Genomic DNA, 20,711 nt, shown 5'->3' on the forward strand with positions numbered 1-20,711 from the left:
CTAAAACACATGAGCCTAATTGATGACTATCATTTGCTGGAAATACCAACAACTGCCAGCGAAAAGGAAGCTAAAGCTGCTTTTAGACGTTTAGCTAGGTTGTATCATCCAGACAAAAACCCAGATACGGATACCACTGAACACTTTCAGCGACTTCAAGCCGCCTATGAAAATGTCAATAATGCCATTCGCCAAGGTAAAAAGGTCAACGACTGGAAACCTTTTAGCTTTACTAAAGAAAATACTCAAAGCTCTGCGGCGAAAAATCGTTATAACAATTACTCAACCAGTACAGATAAAGAACAAGAAGCTTTCATTAAAGAAGGCCAACGCGCTTACGAAGAAATGAAGCGTAACAATGCTTATCAGGAAAAAGCACGCAACGACGCTATCAAAACCGCGAGAAACACACTAAATGAAAAACGTTTAAAAGCGCTTTATGAAGAAGCCTTTAAAGCCTCCAAAAGCGCTAACACCCAAGGCTACAATTTTACCGACTCACAAGCGCAACCAGATATACCGCCCTATCAATCTTTTGTCGATGATGAAGAGGATTCTACACACTCATCCTATCAAGACTCTTCATATAAGCATCAAGAGCCAATCAGTCAGCCTATTCGTCTAGACGCTGCAAAAGCGGCGTTTCGTGTAGTAACTTACATTGCTTGTTTCGCTGCAGGTATCTACGGCACCCTATATTGGCAATCATCATTCCAAGAAACATCTGAGTCTGACAAAAAAAATACAACTTACATTAGCGGCTTATATCCACAGTTTCGAATAGGAACGAACTACACACTGATAAATACAAACCTATATTCAGAGCCAGATTCATCAAGCAAGATTCTATTAAACGTACCAGCACAATCTAACTTACAAAGCATAAAAATGCAGGGCGATTGGTTAACCGTACGTTTTGAAGGTGTCAGCGGTTGGGTTAAAGCTAAAAACATAGGTTATGGCAGCTCAGAACATGCGACACAAACAAGCTGTGTCGGCCAACCGGGAATATCACCATCTCACGGAGAATTAATAGGCAAAGCAAAAGGTACCAGCCGACTAAGAATACTCAATCAACTACCAGAACACAGCTTACTAACATTTGAGTCTTACGATGGTCAAAAACCCTTCTCTATTTACCTTTACGGAAGACAGTCCTATGCCGCTAACTACATTCCCAGAGGCAATTATCGATTGGTGTTAGAGACAGGATCACTGTATCATCACGCCTGTAATCAATTCCTCTTTAACGACACAACCAAAGTCATCTTAGAAAATGTCGATTTCGCCAGCACAGAGCAATCCCTCACGCTAACGCCATAATCGTACTAAGAGACAATCAACCCTGAGCGCTTAACAACCCATGCTAAGTAACATCCGAATCGTACTAATCAACACCTTTCACCCTGGAAATGTCGGTGCCATTGCACGCGCCATGAAAAACATGGGATTAACCAACCTCTATTTGGTTGATCCAAATGATTATCCATCGGAAGAAGCCACCAGCCGAGCAGCGGGTGCTGTTGATCTACTAGAAAACGCCACGATAGTTCCAACACTTCAAGAAGCCATCGCTGACTGTAGTTTGGTTATTGGGACCAGCGCTCGTCATCGTACCTTCCAGCTACCAATAATGAATGCCAGAGAATGTGCTGAAAGTGTTATTCCTGAAGCAGTAGATCATAGCGTTGCCATTGTTTTTGGTCGCGAAACAACGGGGCTTCTAAACGAAGAAATCGCCCAGTGCCATCGCCAAGTGTATATCGATGCCAACGACGCTTACCCTGTATTGAATATCTCACAAGCAGTGCAAATCATCGCTTATGAAATTTGGATGGCAAACCAAAACAAAAACTTCAAAAATACAGAAACACCAGAGTACCCTCGCAAGAAAGACATGGATCTTTTTTATGAGCATTTAGAAGAAACTTTATACGGCATCAACTTTGTCGTGCGTAATCATCCTGGGAAAGTCTTAGAAAAATTACACAGATTCTTCAATCGCTCGCGCCCAGAGAAACAAGAGTTGGGGATTTTACGAGGCGTCTTAGCGGCTGTTCAACGTGAAGCAGGATTAACGGAAGCGAATAACCATCCTGAGAAAAGATTAAAAGACGATCAAAAATAATTTCTTAGCTGTTAAATTATAACCATAAAAAAACGCAGCCTATCGCTGCGTTTTTTATGGTTATAATTTAAAAAGGATTGCCTTTTTAAGCGCGTCCTGCAAATTTACGCTCTTCTACATTGACCTTAATACGGTCGCCAGTAGAAATATGCTCAGGCACTTGAACAACCGCACCCGTTGACAATTTTGCAGGCTTGTTACGAGACGTCGCTGAAGCGCCTTTAATAGACGGATCGGTTTCAACCACCTCTAGCTCAACATTAGTTGGCAATTCAATCGCCACCGGGCTGTCATCAACCAAAACAACTTGAATACCACTGGTACTTTCATTGATGAATAAAATTTCATCTTCTATCGCTGATTTATTCAAGGTAAAAGGCGTATAGTCTTCATTATCCATGAAAACATACTCATCACCATCAGAGTAAGAATACATAACAGGACGACGAATAAGATCGGCAAGGTTGATCATGTCCGAATCTTTAAATGTCTCGTCCAATTTACGGCCTGATACCACATCGTACATACGCATACGGTAAAGACTTCCACCCGCACGGCCTTGTGGTACTGAACGTTCAATGTCTCTTACGATATACGTTTTACCATCGTATTCAACAGCCATATTTCTTTTAATTTCACTCGCCTTAGGCATTTTTTCTCATCCTAAAAATAACGTTTTATAATATGTAAAATGAGCTTTCACTCATCAATTAACTTCCCTAGGGACTTTAATACTGATTGTACTTTTTAGCACTATTAATCATCTACTTTCATATGAATACTGTTGATTACTTGATGAATCGGATACAACACATCAGCACCCAGAATTTTTGCACGCTCAGGAGACCAACCAACCATATCATCAGGTAGGTTTTGATTATCTTTAAACGGCATTTCCAAAGTGAAAGAAAGACAGTTATAGGTTTCGCCAACCCATTTGGTTGCCACGGTTAAATTGGCTTCACCAAATTGATCTGGCGTATAACCAAGCTCAGTTTGAAAATCAGGACTCACTGAACAGAAAATATTCTTAAACAAGGTTTCCATGGCTTCTATACGAGTATCGAAGGATGGTACACCTTGACAACCGTCTACAAAGTTAACTGGCAGGGCTTCGTCTCCATGGATATCTAAAAACATATCAACACCGGTTTCAGCCATTTTTTTCTGCACCGCCAATACTTCAGGGCTAAATTCTTGTGTTGGATTTTTCCACTCACGATTTAAGTTCACACCTTTAGAATTAACTCGTAAATTACCAAGCACAGCCCCATCCGGGTTCATGTTTGGCACCACATAAAAACGACACTGATTGAGAAGCGAACGAGCAATTGGATGAGATTCATCAAACAAACGCTCTAACAAGCCTTCAACAAACCACTCCGCCATGGTTTCACCGGGATGCTGGCGAGCAATAATCCAGATATTCTTAGCAAGACCTTGGGTTTTACTGACTTCCAACAAGGTAATATCACGACCTTGTGCCGTTTCACCTAAATGGTCGGTTATACAATCTTCATGACTCGCAGCCCAAGAAACCATATCTAAATGACGCTCATAGCTGTAAGGCGCAAAATAAGCGTAATACACACTGTCTTGTTCTGGCTGGTGAGAAATCACCAATTTTCCATCTACATATTCGGTTGGAACACGGAACCAATACTCTCGGTCATAAGACGCAACCGCTTGATAATCAACCCAACCATCAGGATAAGCCGCATCGCTAGCATTCTCGAAATGGATCACACATTGCTCACCCATTCCTCCTTGTAAACGAAAATAAAACCACTGAAGGAATTTAGAGTTTGTATCCTTAGGGATTATTACTCTAATATTGTCCGGCTCCGCAGCATTAATAACGGAGATGTTACCGCCATCAAACGCACTACTAATCTTGATTCGGCTGGTCATTTATTCTTCCTTAACAATCAAACATTGGTTCTAAATTATGGCAAGTTTACCTATATTCATGACGGCTGTCGCCAATTCTTCCGACGAGCCTGCCTTTCCATTGCTTTTCACCTGGTCTACTCATGAAGCTCAAGTCAAAGAAGTACTCGTCATTCCAGACGACGAATGGCTTGAAAATCATAATATTGAGCCAAACGCGCACGATCTAGACGAGCAACAACTCCACGAATTCGGCTTTGAAGCCAGTGATATTTTGGCTGAATGGATTAACGAGTTTGATACTGATGTAATTTATGGCCTAGAGCCAGAGTTACTTAATCAACTTGTTGAAGCCACCTATGGCATAAAAGGACTGGAGCCGAGTTTCGAAGTACAAAGCATTCACTCTTGGTTTGAAGAACGCGATGTAAACCTAGAAGACGCGTTTTCTGAGCAAGGCCAAACAACGCCTCTGCACTTATTACCACCAGATGAGCTGATTATTCAATTACTTCAAATTGCCGTGGAATATGGGCTAATCGATCAAAATGATATTCCAACCATCGAACAATAATCCCCCTAAGCAATCCCAATAAAAGGCTCCATCTTGATGAGTTAAGATGGAGCCTTTTTTGATTTCAAATAATCAGACGTATTTAAAAATTAACCTTCAAAAACAAACCCTAAAGCATCGCCAACGTGTGAGTAAACAAGCCACGTACACCGTTAACCAGCATCTGTACTGCCATCATCAGCAGCAACATCCCCATTAGCCTTTCCATTGCCGCCAAGCCTTTTTCTTTCAATAGTCGATTCAATAAAGGCGACATTGCTAAAATCACAACAGAAATTCCCCATGCTGCCACAACAGCAACTAACAGACTTTCTTGGCGCTCAGGAAAGCTCTTCACCATAACCAACAAGGTCGCCAAGGTAGATGGCCCAGCTAGCATAGGAATCGAAATCGGTACAATAAAGGGCTCCATAACCGGAGGCGTATCTTTCGTGAAAGGCGAAGGAAAAATCATCTTCAAGGCAATCACGAACAACACAACACCACCGGCGATGGAAATGGATTCCGTTTCAAGGTGCAATAACTGCAAGAATTCCGCACCAAAAAACAAAAAACATACAAGAATTAGTAAGCCGATCAAACCATCACGTACAACAATTTGATATTGACGCTTTTGCGGCACGCCTTTCATTACTGATAACAAAATAGGAATATTTCCAAACGGATCAATAACAAACAAAAATAACAGTGTGGCAGATAAAATAGAAAATTCAGTACTCATTACAAACTCAATTTAAACGTTCAAGACAATCTAGCCGCGCATTATATTGAAAAAACATCCATAGAGATAGAAAGGTTAAGTCCTTCAATCCAATACGAGCAAAACCGGTGAAATCTACGCGACTTAAATACACACAAAAAAAACCGTTACTCTGTATAGCAAAGTAACGGCTTTAAGAACGAGATAAATATCTAATTTAATACGATATCAGGCAAACTTAAATCGTTTACCTAACCAATTCCCACCAATGCCACCAGCAACCATCACGACCAAGAATATCCAGCCAGATAATGAGAAGTTCGCAATGGGTGTAAACAAAGCACCAACGTTACAGCCATTAGCAAGGCGTGTTCCTAAGCCCATCGCCAAACCAGCAACAACTAGCATGCCGGCTTCACGACCACTCAAGCGAAGACGAGAAATACCACTAAAGAATCGTCCACCAAGTAACAATGAAATAAACGATCCCAATAAAATACCAATATTTTGTACATTCACTGGATGCTCAAAAAACGGCATTGTAAACAAACCAACAGGTCGATGGGTAAACTCCGAAATTGCCATAGGATCAACACCGACAGCTATCAAAATACGACCAATCCACACACCAAATGGTGTAGAAGCACCCCAACCCGATCCAGTAACGCCCATCAATATAGTAAACAGTACAACAATTACAGCGACCCCCATCCCCATTGACCAACGTTTTACAAACAAGGCCTCATAGGTCTGGAAACTGAAAAATTTATGAGCGGCAAAATCATGGGGTATATTTTCTTGCTGCTCTTTTTCTGATGCTGTACCAACGTAAGTATCATTTAAACGACGATTTCGTTCATAACGATGAGCCAACCAACTCACAATACCAGCGAATAACACAGTCAACAAAATAGCGCCTAAATAACCATCCAGCGGTGTGCCAGAGAAAAGATCAGGAAGATACACCCCCTTCCCTTCATACGTCGAAGTAGAAATCACACTCTCACGAATCCAGCTTTCTTGCGCTTGCATAGGGAAACCAAGAAAAACCCCCATTCCGAAACTGAATAAAACCAAAGCAGGACGCGTTAAGCTGCTTGAGAAATACGTCAACACGCCAGATGCACAGCAACTAGCGAACGACATACCAAAACCGAACATCAAACCACCGAGGATAAGGCCCATATTAATTGGGTTAATCCACAAATTCATATCAAGTGGGTTTTGGTTATACAAAAATGCCGTAGAAGTAATAGCAGTTGCGGTAAACATCAGCATCAATGCACGCATTAATCGAGTAGAACCACCACGAAAAGCACGGTTAACACTACCAGCGAAACCAAGCGCAGAGCGTGTTAAGGCATACCCCAAACCTAGACCGATAACCAAACGAAAGAAAATCGCCGAATCCAAGGCAACAGCACCTATAACAATAACGACAACAAGCAGAGCAAACCCGCTTAGATATTCTTTAACCTTCATAAATTAGTCCGATTTTAATAAATGATTATTTAACACAAAGCATATAAAAAGGACGGTGATTGTAAAACAGCAATATCAGACTGCAAGCAGAGCCTTATAATAAATCAATATAAGCTAATTCTATGGCGACGATAAAACATAAAACTCAAGTCGAAAAAAAAGCCCAGACATAATCCGAGCTTTTTATAAATCAAATACAACTTAACAATTCAATTACTTTCGTTCTTTTAGCGCACCAGCAGAGAAAGTAACAAATTCTTCTGCACTGGTTGGATGAACCCCAACCGTTGCATCAAAATCGGCTTTCGTTGCCCCTGCTTTTAATGCGATGCCTAAGCCTTGGATGATCTCGCCAGAGTAGTCGCCTACCATGTGAGCACCAATGACTTTTTCATCCGCGTTGTTAACCAGCATCTTCATCAATGTTCTTGATGTTGCGCCGCTTAACGTATGTTTCATCGCACGGAAGTCTGTTTGATACACACGGAAGTCGATACCGCGAGCTTCTGCTTCTTGCTCAGACAAACCGACTGTACCGATGGCTGGTTGGCTAAATACAGCCGTCGGGATGTTGTCGTAGTCAAAGTCGACTTCTTTTCCATCAAACCAATAATCGATCAACGCCATGGCTTCTTTAATCGCAACAGGCGTTAGCTGAATGTTATCAGTCACATCGCCTAAGGCGAACACGCTGTCGGCTGTGGTTTTGAAATTCTTATCGATTTTCACTGCGCCATTTTTACCGAATTCAACGCCTGCTTTATCAAGCTCTAACGAACCAACGTTTGGTACTCGACCTGTAGCATACAAGATCAAACCAAAGCGTTCAGAAGTGCCGTCTTTAAAGTGAACCATGCGTTCGCTTGCTTGATCTTCTGGATCAACCAATTCGATGCGATCCACACCCGTATTCAAACGAACGTCGATGCCTGATTTTTTATATTCTTCACTGGCAAAGGCACGGACATCTTCATCAAAGCCACGTAGTAATTGATCACCACGATAAGCAAGCGATGTATCCACACTTAAACCATTTAAGATACCAGCAAACTCAACGGCAATGTAACCACCGCCAACGACCAAGGCTTTGCTAGGTAACGAGTCTAGATAGAACATTTCATTAGAGCTAACCACCAAATCACTGCCCTGAAATTCAGGAATGAAAGGTTTTGCCCCCACTGCAATTAAAATACGTTCTGCTGTGTAGGTTTTGCCATTTACCATAACGGTATGAGCATCAACAAAGCTCGCGAAACCAGAAATAACTTCAACGCCTGCATTACCCAGCATATTGCCGTAAATGCCGTTTAGACGTTCGATTTCTTTTGTTTTGTTGTCTCTTAATACTGACCAATCAAACTTTGTTCCTTCGTTTGTCCAACCAAATCCTGCTGCTTCGCCAAAGCCATGACCATATTCAGAGGCGTAGACAAACAATTTTTTAGGTACGCAACCAATGTTGACACAGGTACCACCTAACGCGCTGCCTTCAGCAACCGCCACTTTATACCCTTTAGATGCCGCAACACGGCTAGCACGCACGCCGCCAGAACCTGCACCAATAACAAATAAATCGTACTGATAAGCCATTAAGCTCTCCAATGTATGTTCATTAAAAATTATCCCTTGAGTGTAACAGGGCTTTTTAAAAATGCTAAAAATTATGAATAAATTAGCGTGATAAAAAAAACTAACTCATTCTAACGGGTTAAGCGCTTTATGAGTTTGTAACATCTAGGTATGATTAAGGAAATTAAACGTGGAATGATTCTCATGAAGTTTGTATCTTTTAACATTAATGGTTTACGTGCTCGACCACACCAAATAGAAGCATTAGTAGAAAAACACTCACCAGATGTCATTGGCTTACAAGAAATCAAAGTACATGATGACGCATTCCCTCATGAAATTCCTGAATCTGTTGGTTATCACGCTTATTACTACGGTCAGAAATCTCACTATGGGGTGGCTATCTTTAGCAAGCAAGAAGCGACAAAAGTAGAATATGGCTTTCCAGGCGATGACGAAGATGCTCAACGTCGTATGATTATTGCAACTTTTGATACGCCTCAAGGTCCTATCAAGGTATTGAACGGTTATTTCCCTCAAGGTGAAAGCCGTGACCATGAAACAAAGTTTCCTGCTAAACGTAAGTTTTACGCGGATTTAATGGATTACCTTGCGTCTCATTCTCCTGATGAAAAAATCATTGTCATGGGTGATATTAATATCTCCCCTACAGATTTAGATATTGGTATTGGTGAACCTAATGCCAAACGTTGGTTGAAAACCGGTAAATGCAGTTTCTTACCAGAAGAAAGAGAATGGCTTAGCACCCTTGTGAATTGGGGCTTAACTGATACTTATCGTTCACTGAACCCAACAAAGAACGATCGTTTCAGTTGGTTTGATTATCGCTCAAAAGGCTTTGACGATACGCCTAAACGCGGCCTTAGAATCGATGTTATTATGTCTTCCAATGGCTTAACACCTTATTTAAAAGATTCCGACGTTGATTATGATTTACGCGCCTTAGAAAAGCCGTCAGATCACGCACCGATATGGACGAGCTTCGAGCTAGATTAGAAGAAAACCATATACCGAATTGATCAAATAACGTACAAAACAATATAATGGCCGTACTATATGATAAGAACTACTATTATTTATAACTACCCCCAAATTTATCCACAGACAATGTGGATAAATTTATTTTGTGCCAGCAGTTCAGATAAATTCAAGTATTTAACTTATAAAAATGAAGATGAGAAAGATCAATGAATGACAAAGCGCTCACGATGGAAGATATGCTAAAACAATCCTCTCTCGCAGCGACGTTTTTAAAAGCTTTAAGCAATGAAAACCGCCTGATGATTTTATGTTATTTACTAGATAAGGAACTCTCTGTAACGGCATTAAATGAAAAACTGCCATTAAGTCAGTCGGCACTTTCTCAACATCTTGCTTTATTAAGAAAAGATGGCTTAGTAAAAACAAGACGTGAATCTCAAACCATTTTTTATAGTTTAGGCGATGCACGAGTAAAAACGTTAATTCAAACCCTACATAGTTTATTTTGCCAGAGTTTGTAAGCTTTTTAATTGAAAGACCGTTGCCTTTCTAGTTTCCATAGCAAAAGCAACGGTCTTTTTTGTTTTAAAAAGACTAATAATTTTGATTGCGCAGCCGTACAAAACTCGCAAATCTAGGCACCCCACGCGCTGTAAAACCATGGTATTTATAAGTGACATAGTCTCCTACTTTAGGTGGAGATCGTCGCTCTTCATCGGAAAATCCACTGCCAATTTTAAAACGTAAACCAGATGGCATTTCCACCAACATCGACCCCATCATGCCATCGAACTTCCCTGCTCCGTTTAAAATTTCTATCACTTTAGCCTCAGCATCCATATGAGGTTTAAGTTTTAGCAAGTTATCTGTTCGGCCGCTTTCAAACAATGCCGACTTACGATGCAACATTAACCCCTCAGCACCTCTTTGAACGTACTCATCTAACAATTGATGTAACGCTTTATTATTGGCAACCGTAAATTGTTTAATGGGAATAACGTATGGTAGATTCATTTCATAGGCAATTTGAGTATAGCGTTGAGAGCGTTCTTCAAACCGCATGGTTTTTTCTTTATCAGGCGCATCAAATATCATGTAATGAATTTTTCGCCACTCACTGTCAATTGGCTTACTTTTTCTCACCGTTGACATAATAAATTCAAAATCATGACGCTTAGACCAAAGCTCGCCATCAAGCCATACATTCGGCCATTTATCTGTAAACCATGCTGGTGCATGAATTGAATTACCTTGTCGAGTTATCAGCTGCTCTCCCGTCCAAATAGCACGAACACCATCATACTTCTCACTTATTAAGTAATCTTCAGCGTGAACGTCATCAGAAAAGCTTGTAGCCAATTGCACATCAACTTGTGCGAGAAGAAATACAGGGAATTGTAATAAGCCGATAAACAGCCATTTTTTAAGATAGGTCATGATTCACTCCTTTAATCATAAAAGTGCTATCCGTAGCACCCGATTACGCTAAACCATTTTATATCAGGAATCAAATTCAAGAAGTGAATTGATGTACAAATGAAAAAGCTCATACTTATCAATAAGTATGAGCTTTTTTATCAAAAATAACCCAGAGGGATTATTTACTTAATTGAACAATTAACTTATTCATACGGCTAACGAAGGTTGCTGGGTCTTCTAGCTGACCACCTTCAGACAAGGTCGCTTGTTCAAACAACAACCAAGCCATATCGGCAAAACGCTCTTCATCAGATTCGTCATTCATTTTAGCCACAATTGGGTGATCTGGGTTCACCTCAAGAGACGGCTTAGAATCAGGCAACTGCTGTCCAGCTTGTTCAAGCAGACGACGCATTTGTAAGCCCATGTCATTTTCACCAACCACCAAACATGCTGGAGAGTTAGTCAAACGATTGGTTGAGTTTACGCTTGCCACTTTCTCTGACAATACTGTTTTCATGCGATCAAGCAATGGTTTGATTTGCTCGGCTTTTTCTTCTTTCTCTTTTTTCTCTTCTTCGTTTTCTTGATCGGTTAGATCGAGTTTGCCTTTTGTAACATCTTGGAAAGATTTGCCGTCAAACTCTTGCAGAGAAGACATCATCCATTCATCAATACGATCACTTAGCAATAAAACCTCATAACCTTTCTTACGAAGAATTTCTAGATGCGGGCTGTTTTTCGCCGTGTTGTGGCTTTCCGCATAGATGTAGTAAATCTTATCTTGACCTTCGCTCATGCGTTCAATGTATTGAGCCAAAGACACTGTTTGCTCTACCGCATCAGTATTTGTTGTACTGAAACGCAATAGTGCTGCAATTTTGTCTTTGTTGCCCATGTCATCAGCTGGACCTTCTTTGATAACATTACCAAACTGATCCCAGAATTTCTGGTAACTTTCTGGTTCGTTCTTCGCCATTTTACTCAACATATCCAAGACACGTTTCGTCAATGCAGAACGCATAGAATCAACAGCGTGGTCATTTTGCAGAATTTCACGAGAAACATTCAAAGACAAATCGTTTGAATCTACGACCCCTTTCACGAAACGCATGTAAGGCGGTAAAAAAGCTTCTGCTTGATCCATGATAAAGACACGCTGAACATACAATTTTAGACCGCGTTGCATTTCACGGTTCCAAAGATCATAAGGTGCGACAGACGGAATATAAAGCAAGCTAGCGTATTCTAATTTACCTTCTACTTTGTTGTGTGACCACTTCAAAGGCTCCTGGTAATCATGGGAAATGTGCTTATAGAATTCTTGATATTCTTCGTCAGTCACTTCATTACGAGGACGAGTCCAAAGCGCTTTTGCAGAGTTAACGGGTTCAAACTCTGGCGCTTTATTTTCATCAACTGGCTTAGGATTGCCCTCTTCGTCCATTTCTGGGTAAACCGGCTTTTCCATTTCAACAGGAATAGAAATGTGATCTGAGTATTTCGTTACCAAACTGCGTAGACGGAAGTTATCGGCGAATTCGCTTTCATCTGATTTTAGGTGCAATGTAATACGAGAACCACGAGTCGCTTTGTCGATGTTTTCAATAGTGAATTCACCAGAACCATCGGACACCCAACGAACCGCTTCATTTTCAGCGGAACCTGCGCGACGAGTTTCAACCGTAACTTTATCGGCAACGATAAAAGCAGAATAGAAACCCACACCGAACTGACCAATCAATTGGCTGTCTTTTTTCTGGTCGCCACTTAGCTGCTCTAGAAAAGAAGACGTACCAGATTTGGCAATCGTACCTAAATTGGTGATCGCTTCTTCACGAGACATACCCACACCATTATCGTCGATAATGACGGTATTTGTTTCTTTATCAAATTCAATGCGAACGCGTAGATTTGGATCTTCAGAGAGAAGGTCTGCGTTAGCGACAGACTCAAAGCGAAGCTTGTCTACTGCGTCAGATGCATTAGAAATAAGCTCTCTTAGAAAGATTTCTTTGTTTGAGTACAAAGAATGGATCATCAAATGAAGTAGTTGTTTAACTTCTGTTTGGAATCCTAACGTTTCTTTTTGAGTATCAGTTGCCATGTTATAGCTTGCTCCTATTTGAATGAACCTTTGAACCAAGTCCAAAGGCGTATTTCTTTTCACTTGTGCAACATAGATAAAGCCTCTTGAAGCAATTTCAAGAGGCTGGTGAATCAAAAAAAGGAAAAAGTCACAATAAATCTATGGGTAATGAGAAAAACGCAGAAATATAACTATTTTTTTCGGATTATCGTTAGACCATCACCAATCGGTAACAGAGATAATTCAACATCGAGATCTTGGTGAATGGTTTTATTTAACTCACGAACGATACAGGTGTCTTTATCCGTAAACGCCTCATCAGCAACATTCCCCCACCAGAGCGTATTGTCAATCACAATACAACCACCTGACTGAAGCAGCTTCTTGCTTAAATGGTAATAAGCCAATAAATTTTGTTTGTCGGCATCGATAAAAATAAAATCAAAAGACCCTGCTTGGCTCTCAAGAAAAGTTTCCATAACAGGCAGAGCTTTATCGCAATAGGTTTGGACTCGATCTCTCACGCCCGCTTGATCTAAATAGCGTGTCGCGATATCCAACCACATTTGTTTTTTTTCAATGGCAACTAACGAAGCATTTTCTGACATTGCCATCGCCATCGATAACGTGCTGTAACCCGTAAAAACACCAACTTCGAGAAGTTTCTTAGGTGACTGAAGTTTAATTAGCAAAGCAAGTAATTGACCAACTTCTGGAGATAACTGCATTCGTGCCATATGATATTGAGCAGTTTCTCGACGCAATGCTTTTAATAAGTCAGTTTCACGAACAGACACGTTAACTAAGTATTGATATAGCCTGTCATCAACATTGACGGTTCGATTAACAGGCTTATCATCTTCGGGTAAAGGTTTAGGAAAATTAGGAAGCATGAGATTTCATAATGAGTCCACGGCTCAATGTTTTGAAGGTTTTCGAACGAAACTCCCGGCGATATAAAACAGCGACAACCATAAAGCTCGCCGCCATACAAAAATAAGGGCCAAGAAACCAACCACAAAATGCCATCGCAAAATAATACGCTCGCAAACCATAATTAAACTGGTTCGCAGCCAAGCTGCAAATTTGCGCCATGTGATTCGCATACATTTCTCGCTCACTGTCTTCTATGCCTCGCTCGGTCGCCAAAGGCGCACTACCGACCAATACTGAACAAAAGTTGTATTGTCGAACTGACCAAGTGAAGGTAAAAAATGCATAAGCAAAAATAACAACCAATACGATAATTTTTAATTCCCACTCTTGCTGACTCATTGGCGCTAGAAGGTAAAAATCAGACAGAATACCTAGAGCTTTCTCAGAGTAATTAAAAGCGGTAAAAAGCCCTGCAATAATCAGCAAACTACTCGATGCAAAGAACAAGCTACTTCGTTCTAAATTCGCCATCACAGAAGCATCGGCAATTCGATTATCTCGGCGCAATAAACGAGACATCCACGCCAATCTAAACTGATGTAACACGCTAACTAAACAAGGTCGACGACGAGAATTGTATTGTGCATAGGCAGCATACCCCCACCAACATGTAAAAAAGACAAAAAGAGTAGTTAGATCCAACGTATTAAACAACAAAGAAACCGAACGACTTTCCATAATTTAACTCTGCATTAGTAACAGTTTATGAAGCCTTCATTAAATCATTTTTGTTTTTATATGTCCCTGATTACTCTTATAAAACTCTCATTCAATTAAGAAAAGAGATAATCTAGACTCGTAACAAAAAAGACTTGCATAGACGCCAAATATCGGTAATATTCCGGCTCGTCAACACGACATGCGGATGTGGTGGAATTGGTAGACACGCTGGATTTAGGTTCCAGTGCTTCACGGCGTGAGAGTTCGAGTCTCTCCATCCGCACCATTTTTTATTAGCACCTTTATTACCCTTCACTATTCATCTTTTGCATTCATGTTCTAAAACTTTCTATTAAGCCTTTTAGCAAACTCTCTTTATCCCTAAATAGAAAAAACCGAATCTATTTCTAAATTCGGCTTTTAACGTACTTTTCATTCAAAAATCAGTGAATCTTTATTTTAGCTTCCAAGCCACTTCTTTGCCTGCAAAGAACGGCACAATAGGCTCACCATTTGACAAAGTAATACTTGCTGGTACTTTCCAAGTTTCTCGCACCAAAGTCACCGTTTCCGCATTACGAGGTAATCCGTAGAAATCAGCACCATAAAGGCTTGCAAACCCCTCTAGCTTATCTAACGCATCCAACTCGTCAAAGACTTGTGTGTATAGCTCTAAAGCAGACCAAGCACTGTAACAGCCGGCACAACCACAATCTGACTCTTTGCGGTTTTTAGTATGAGGCGCTGAGTCTGTTCCTAGAAAGAACTTTGGGGAACCAGATTTTACGACTGCACGTAACGCTTCTTGGTGGGTACTGCGCTTCAGAACTGGCAAACAATAATTATGCGGACGCATACCGCCATCTAACATATCATTACGGTTTAACAATAAATGCTGTGGCGTAATCGTTGCAGCAACGCCTTCACGAGCAGACAATACAAAATCGGCAGCGTCTTTGGTTGTGATGTGCTCAAACACGATTTTTAAATTTGGAACGCGATCAACAATTTTCACCATATGTTGATCAATAAATTCTTTTTCACGATCAAAAATATCAATGTGCTTCTGTGTCACTTCTCCATGAATCAAAAGAAGCATGTTGTTGTCGGCTAAAGCTTCAAATACAGGATAAAGTGATTCAAGAGAATTCACACCTGAATCAGAATTTGTTGTCGCACCTGCTGGATACATTTTTGCAGCTAATACCCCTGCCGCTTTTGCATCTTTAATATCTTGGACACTGGTTTTATCCGTAAGATAAATTGTCATAACTGGTGTAAAAGTACTGCCCGCAGGACGTGCAGCTAAAATGCGCTCTTTATAACTTAATGCTAACTCAGCAGTTGTCACTGGCGGAACTAAGTTAGGCATCACTACCGCGCGCTCAAAACAACGAGCTGTCGCCGGTACCGTTTCAAGCAACATATCTTGATCGCGAAAATGTAAATGCCAATCGTCTGGCTTGATTATAGTAATTTCGTTCATCATTGACCTTTTATTTGAGTCTTGAATTCAGGATAGGAGAAAATAAAGTCGTTGTATATTAACAGAATCTTATTCTAAGTAGCAGAGTGTAACGCCCTAGTCTTTCTCCATAAAAACCAATAGGCGAAAAAAAACCGAATCTTGATTTAAGATTCGGCTTTTTAAGATTTGTAACTAACAAAGCAGATTAACTATCTTTGCGTGGCGCTCTTGGACGACGTTCACCGCGGTTACTCTCACCACGACCACCAGCAGGACGCTTGCGCTCACCAGCATTTGATGGACGACGATCACCGCCACCAGAAGGACGCTTACGAGTTGAAGGTGCTGCTGCACGCTTATTCAACTCATCCGCATTTTCCAATTTAGCGATATCAGTACGTTGACCACAAATACGAGTTTTGCTTAATTTACCCAACACACCTGCTTCCAAGTTAGTTGGTAAATCAACTGTTGCAAAATCTTCATAAATTTCGATATGACCAATGTAACGGCTTTCGATTTCCGCTTCATTTGCAATCGCACCAACGATGTTTCCAGGTTTAACACCTGCACTGTAACCAACTTGGACAACATAACGCGTCATAGACGTGCTTGGGTCATCTTTCAAAGGCATAGCTTCAGCTGTTACCGGACGAACTTTACGTTCGCGTGGGGCACGGTCGCCGCGCTCTCCACGATCACCACGAGAATTTTCGCGATCATCACGACGATCTCTACGTTCTTGGCGAACTTCCATTTCAGATAACAACAATGGTGTTTTGCCTTGAGCCATATGAGCTAAAGCCGCTGCCATTTTCAATGGATCAACTTCGTTTTCTTTCTGGTAGCTCTGTACAAGCTCTAGGAAGAAATCAAGATTTTCATTGTCCATTACATCTGTAATTTTCTGCTTAAAACGATTAACACGATGTTCATTAATGTCTGAAGCAGTCGGAAGTGTCATACTTTCGATTGGCTGACGTGTTGCACGCTCAATAGCTTGCAACATGCGACGTTCACGATGAGCAACAAATAAAATTGCTGTACCAGAACGACCAGCACGACCTGTACGACCGATACGGTGAACATAAGACTCTGTATCGTATGGGATGTCATAGTTTACAACGTGACTAACACGCTCTACATCCAAACCACGAGCTACTACATCAGTCGCAACTAGAATGTCAATTTGACCTTTCTTAATACGATCAACAGTACGTTCACGTAAATTCTGGCTGATGTCACCGTTTAAGGCTTCACAAGCATGACCGCGAGCACATAACTTTTCAGCTAATTCAACTGTTGCCGCTTTTGTACGAACAAAGATGATCATGCCATCGTGTTCGTTCATTTCAAGAATACGAGTCAAAGCGTCAAGCTTATGCAAACCACTTACTGGCCAGTATTTTTGAGTAATCGTCATTGCTGTCGATGTTTTCGTAACAATTTTGATTTCTTTTGGATTATTCAAATGACGGTTAGCCACTTGACGAATCACATTAGGCATTGTCGCAGAGAACAAAGCAATTTGACGCGTTGGTGGTGTTTGCTCTAGAACCCATTCGACATCATCGATGAATCCCATGCGCAACATTTCATCAGCTTCATCAAGAACTAGTGCTTTAAGGCCATCTAATTTTAATGTTTTACGACGAATATGGTCCATAACACGACCAGGCGTACCAACAACAACTTGAACGCCACGCTTTAGCTGACGAAGTTGAGTGTCATATGACATGCCGCCATAAATTGGCAAAACATGGAAATCTGGAAGGTGGCGAGCATACGATTGGAATGCTTCAGCGACCTGAATAGCAAGTTCACGAGTTGGAGCCAGAACAAGTAATTGTGTCGTTTTATCTGTAATATCAATGCGAGACAACAAAGGAAGCGCGAAGGCTCCCGTCTTACCAGTACCCGTTTGCGCTTGTCCTAAAAGATCACGACCTTCTAGTAAATATGGAATACTTTGCGCTTGGATAGCAGATGGTTGCTCGTAACCTAAGTCAGCAACCGCTTTAAGAACAGGGGCGATTAGACCCAACGAATCAAATGTAGGCTGAGTTTCAGCATCGGACATGTAAATTAGTACCTTTTTTTAGATGAGTATAAGGCCTGTAATCATTTACATGCCTTAATAAAATTCCCTAGAATCCTTCGGACGAAAATCCGATGGCGAAGTATATACAAAAAAAGTCAAAATAACCAGTTAGATTCAAATAAGATTAACATCTTCTCTTCTATATAAAAACTTAATGCTTGGAGCCATCGCTTTCAGAGTCAATCATAACCGCCAACCAATGCATTTTTGGATTTGCCTCAAAAGCCAGCTTCATGATGATGGTTAATGGAATCGAAAGCAGCATTCCCACAGGGCCAAAAACCCAACCCCACAACAACAAAGAAAGAAATACCACCAAGGTAGAAAGCCCTAACCCCTTACCCATGTAACGAGGTTCAATAACATTCCCCACAATAAGATTAACAACCAAGAAGCCCATCCCAGTTAATCCGGCAGAAAGCCCACCTAGCTGAACAAATGCCAACAACACAGCTGGAACCGCGGCAATAATCGATCCTATATTGGGTACGAAATTCAACAAAAAGGCACAAACACCCCATAGTACGGGAAAATCAACTCCTAACACCCACATCCAACATGTAATCAGCACACCGGTTAAAACACTGACTAAGGTTTTTATCACTAAATAACGGTTGACTGATTTAATAAAAGATTCAAACCGATCTAACGACTGAGATGCATCACTAAAGGCTAAAGACAGCTTCTTCGGCAACTCAACAGCTTCAAATAAAATAAAAATCACAATCATGACAACCAAAATAAGATTTGTTAATGCACCACCAATACCACGTAGTGTACTAGCCACCATTTGCATTAAAGCTGAAGGATCTACATAGCCTTTTATTTGATCGTAAGATATATGCAACCCAAAGCTATTAATCACCTTAATCACATTGGATGTTTCTTCAGCGAAACGCTGCTTATAGTCTGGCAATTGATTGGAAAATTCATCTAGAGAAGCGCCAACCAATAATGCGACAGAACTCACTCCGGTCAATATCACAAACACCACCAAGACAATTGCCAACCAAGTTGGCACTTTACGTCGTCGCAAACTCGACATAGCTGGCGCACAAATAATGGCAATAAAAACAGACAACATAAAAGGCACAACGATTTGAGAAGCCTCTTTTAATGCCGCAATGATAATGACAAAGGCAGCAAAACCAACAAGCCAATGGATTCCTTTGTGCTGTTCAGTCATATCTATTCCTTATAAAGCTATAGGATAAATGCTTTGGCCGTAATCGGCTAAATCTTGTAACATAACCTGTTTCACGGCTGGTAAATCCGGAGTTTGAGCGATTTCATTTAATCGATCAAAATACTGCTCCATATTAATAGAGCCGCCACCATCTTTTTCAAGCAAACGAATCTGTCTGTATTCTTCCCATTCAACTCTTTGCTGCTCACTTAATTGATCTGGGTAATTACGACCAATATAACGCATTAACATTTCAGGTAAACGACGATCATCAAATGACATAGCCAGTTCTGACAGAGCCTCAACAGGTGTAGAGCGGATCGTCTCCATCCTCACCTTATCTTCACGAGAAAAGAAACCACCAAAATACAACATAAGATCAGGGTCTTTTAAGATCGGACGGTCTTCTTGCGTAAACACATCACTGAGTTTCGCAGCCAAACCAGTATGACCTTTAATAAGGGCAAGATTATGACGACACCTAGCACCATCTAATTCTAAACGCTTCACTACATCTGCATCTTTCAAAAAAGTCGCTGGCGCCACCGCTGGTGATTTATTGTAATGGATGACTTTCAATGGCAATCGCTCTAAGTCTCCCAACTCTTCTTGTCGAGTGAAAACACGATGACGAATTTCTTCCACACTTAAATCAACTAACGGCTGCGCATCTGCCATTAAGTCATAAACAATGACGCCGTTTTTATTTGTTGGGTGTGGCGCAATAGGCACAACGAAAGCAGAATAATGTTTAGCCTGCCCGAACATGCCAGAGATATGCAAAAAAGGCTTCAAACGGGCCACATCAATAAACTGTTGCAATTCATGTTTTTGGCGCATTTTCAAATAATAACTAAATAACTTAGGCTGCTTACTGCGAATTAATTTGGCGATTTCAATTGTGCCATACACATCAGACAACGCATCGTGAGCCTGTTCATGCGCAATATTATTCGCTTTAGTTAACGCCTCAAGCTTCATTGAAACTTGTCCATCTTCATTTTTTGGCCAAACAATGCCTTCTGGACGCATAGCATATGTCATTCGAACAAGATCAATCATATCCCAGCGAGAACAGTTGTTTTGCCACTCTCGTGCATAAGGATCAATAAAATTACGATAAAAGCCATGACGCACTACTTCATCATCAAAACGAATAGTGTTGTAACCGAGAGCGCAGGTACCTGGTAAAGACAATTCAGCTTCTACCGCTTGCATGAATTCAGCTTCACACATCCCCTCCCTGTTCGCGTCCTGCGGACTAATACCTGTCAACAAACACGCATCAGGCTGCGGCAAAACATCTTCAGCCAAACGACAATAGAACATAATAGGTTCGCCGATGGGATTAAAATTCAAATCTGTTCTAATGCCTGCAAATTGCATAGGTCGATCACGCGCAGGGTCCGTTCCGGTTGTTTCAAAGTCAAACCAAAAAAATGAAGTAGGGCCCGATGAAGTCACAAATAATTCCTGTTAGCCATTAAATAAAAGCCGTATTATACGC

Annotated in this window: 18 protein-coding genes and 1 tRNA gene; 6 read left to right on the top strand and 13 right to left on the bottom strand. The window is 40.9% G+C overall.

Going from position 1 to position 20,711, the window contains the following annotated elements; translation table 11 throughout:
- The first annotated feature begins 9 nt into the window (after positions 1-9).
- Positions 10-1,323 carry a J domain-containing protein gene (locus MUS1_RS03740; RefSeq protein ID WP_036159340.1) on the top strand — a complete coding sequence of 438 codons (1,314 nt, stop codon included), beginning with the start codon at positions 10-12 and terminating at the stop codon, positions 1,321-1,323.
- A 40-nt stretch (positions 1,324-1,363) separates the two neighbouring features.
- Entirely contained in the window at positions 1,364-2,128 is a 765-nt protein-coding gene (gene trmJ / locus MUS1_RS03745) for a tRNA (cytosine(32)/uridine(32)-2'-O)-methyltransferase TrmJ (RefSeq protein WP_036159341.1), read from the top strand.
- Between the two features lie 85 nt (positions 2,129-2,213).
- Here trmJ and efpL read toward each other — a convergent pair whose 3' ends face one another.
- Together efpL and MUS1_RS03755 are read right to left on the bottom strand one after the other, a co-directional pair.
- On the bottom strand, positions 2,214-2,780 hold the full coding sequence (gene efpL, locus MUS1_RS03750) for an elongation factor P-like protein EfpL (RefSeq protein WP_036159343.1): 567 nt from the start codon (positions 2,778-2,780) through the stop codon (positions 2,214-2,216).
- 104 nt (positions 2,781-2,884) lie between these two features.
- A complete protein-coding gene (locus MUS1_RS03755; RefSeq protein WP_036159344.1) occupies positions 2,885-4,039 on the bottom strand; it encodes a M14 family metallopeptidase in 1,155 nt (384 codons plus the stop codon).
- A gap of 37 nt (positions 4,040-4,076) precedes the next feature.
- Here MUS1_RS03755 and MUS1_RS03760 point away from each other — a divergent pair, with 37 nt between their 5' ends.
- The gene (locus MUS1_RS03760) at positions 4,077-4,592 is read left to right on the top strand and encodes a hypothetical protein (RefSeq protein ID WP_036159346.1); all 516 of its coding nucleotides are present in this window, start codon (positions 4,077-4,079) and stop codon (positions 4,590-4,592) included.
- Between the two features lie 109 nt (positions 4,593-4,701).
- Here MUS1_RS03760 and MUS1_RS03765 read toward each other — a convergent pair whose 3' ends face one another.
- From MUS1_RS03765 to gorA, 3 genes are all read right to left on the bottom strand, one after another.
- On the bottom strand, positions 4,702-5,313 hold the full coding sequence (locus MUS1_RS03765; protein WP_036159348.1) for a MarC family protein: 612 nt from the start codon (positions 5,311-5,313) through the stop codon (positions 4,702-4,704).
- A gap of 207 nt (positions 5,314-5,520) precedes the next feature.
- The gene (locus MUS1_RS03770) at positions 5,521-6,774 is read right to left on the bottom strand and encodes a YeeE/YedE family protein (RefSeq protein ID WP_036159350.1); all 1,254 of its coding nucleotides are present in this window, start codon (positions 6,772-6,774) and stop codon (positions 5,521-5,523) included.
- 213 nt (positions 6,775-6,987) lie between these two features.
- A complete protein-coding gene (gene gorA / locus MUS1_RS03775; RefSeq protein WP_036159352.1) occupies positions 6,988-8,364 on the bottom strand; it encodes a glutathione-disulfide reductase in 1,377 nt (458 codons plus the stop codon).
- 183 nt (positions 8,365-8,547) lie between these two features.
- On the opposite strand from gorA, the gene xthA reads away from it, so the two are divergent.
- Both xthA and MUS1_RS03785 read left to right on the top strand, forming a co-directional pair.
- On the top strand, positions 8,548-9,360 hold the full coding sequence (xthA, locus tag MUS1_RS03780) for an exodeoxyribonuclease III (RefSeq protein WP_036159707.1): 813 nt from the start codon (positions 8,548-8,550) through the stop codon (positions 9,358-9,360).
- Positions 9,361-9,572: 212 nt separating this feature from the next.
- Positions 9,573-9,866, top strand: coding sequence for an ArsR/SmtB family transcription factor (locus MUS1_RS03785; protein ID WP_156924857.1), 294 nt, complete (start codon positions 9,573-9,575; stop codon positions 9,864-9,866).
- A 73-nt stretch (positions 9,867-9,939) separates the two neighbouring features.
- Here MUS1_RS03785 and MUS1_RS03790 read toward each other — a convergent pair whose 3' ends face one another.
- The 4 genes from MUS1_RS03790 to MUS1_RS03805 form a co-directional block, all read right to left on the bottom strand.
- A complete protein-coding gene (locus MUS1_RS03790) occupies positions 9,940-10,782 on the bottom strand; it encodes a DNA ligase (protein WP_036159357.1) in 843 nt (280 codons plus the stop codon).
- A gap of 160 nt (positions 10,783-10,942) precedes the next feature.
- A complete protein-coding gene (gene htpG, locus MUS1_RS03795; RefSeq protein ID WP_036159359.1) occupies positions 10,943-12,871 on the bottom strand; it encodes a molecular chaperone HtpG in 1,929 nt (642 codons plus the stop codon).
- Positions 12,872-13,044: 173 nt separating this feature from the next.
- Entirely contained in the window at positions 13,045-13,746 is a 702-nt protein-coding gene (locus tag MUS1_RS03800) for an O-methyltransferase (RefSeq protein WP_036159361.1), read from the bottom strand.
- Entirely contained in the window at positions 13,736-14,467 is a 732-nt protein-coding gene (locus tag MUS1_RS03805) for a DUF599 domain-containing protein (RefSeq protein WP_084035545.1), read from the bottom strand. Before MUS1_RS03805 ends, MUS1_RS03800 begins: the two co-directional genes overlap by 11 nt.
- A gap of 183 nt (positions 14,468-14,650) precedes the next feature.
- On the opposite strand from MUS1_RS03805, the gene MUS1_RS03810 reads away from it, so the two are divergent.
- Positions 14,651-14,735, top strand: a tRNA-Leu gene (locus MUS1_RS03810).
- Between the two features lie 168 nt (positions 14,736-14,903).
- Here MUS1_RS03810 and pyrC read toward each other — a convergent pair.
- The 4 genes from pyrC to sbcB form a co-directional block, all read right to left on the bottom strand.
- The gene (pyrC, locus tag MUS1_RS03815) at positions 14,904-15,935 is read right to left on the bottom strand and encodes a dihydroorotase (RefSeq protein ID WP_036159363.1); all 1,032 of its coding nucleotides are present in this window, start codon (positions 15,933-15,935) and stop codon (positions 14,904-14,906) included.
- 187 nt (positions 15,936-16,122) lie between these two features.
- Positions 16,123-17,997, bottom strand: a complete 1,875-nt coding sequence (locus tag MUS1_RS03820) for a DEAD/DEAH box helicase (RefSeq protein ID WP_036159364.1) — start codon at positions 17,995-17,997, stop codon at positions 16,123-16,125.
- Positions 17,998-18,169: 172 nt separating this feature from the next.
- Positions 18,170-19,204: an AI-2E family transporter gene (locus MUS1_RS03825; RefSeq protein ID WP_051436092.1), complete on the bottom strand. Its 1,035-nt coding sequence runs from the start codon at positions 19,202-19,204 to the stop codon at positions 18,170-18,172.
- Positions 19,205-19,213: 9 nt separating this feature from the next.
- Positions 19,214-20,668 (bottom strand): exodeoxyribonuclease I, encoded by a 1,455-nt coding sequence (gene sbcB, locus MUS1_RS03830; RefSeq protein WP_036159366.1) that lies wholly within the window; start codon positions 20,666-20,668, stop codon positions 19,214-19,216.
- Between the last annotated feature and the right edge of the window lie 43 nt (positions 20,669-20,711).

The organism is Marinomonas ushuaiensis DSM 15871, assembly GCF_000521805.1.
Taxonomy (GTDB): Bacteria; Pseudomonadota; Gammaproteobacteria; order Pseudomonadales; family Marinomonadaceae; genus Marinomonas; species Marinomonas ushuaiensis.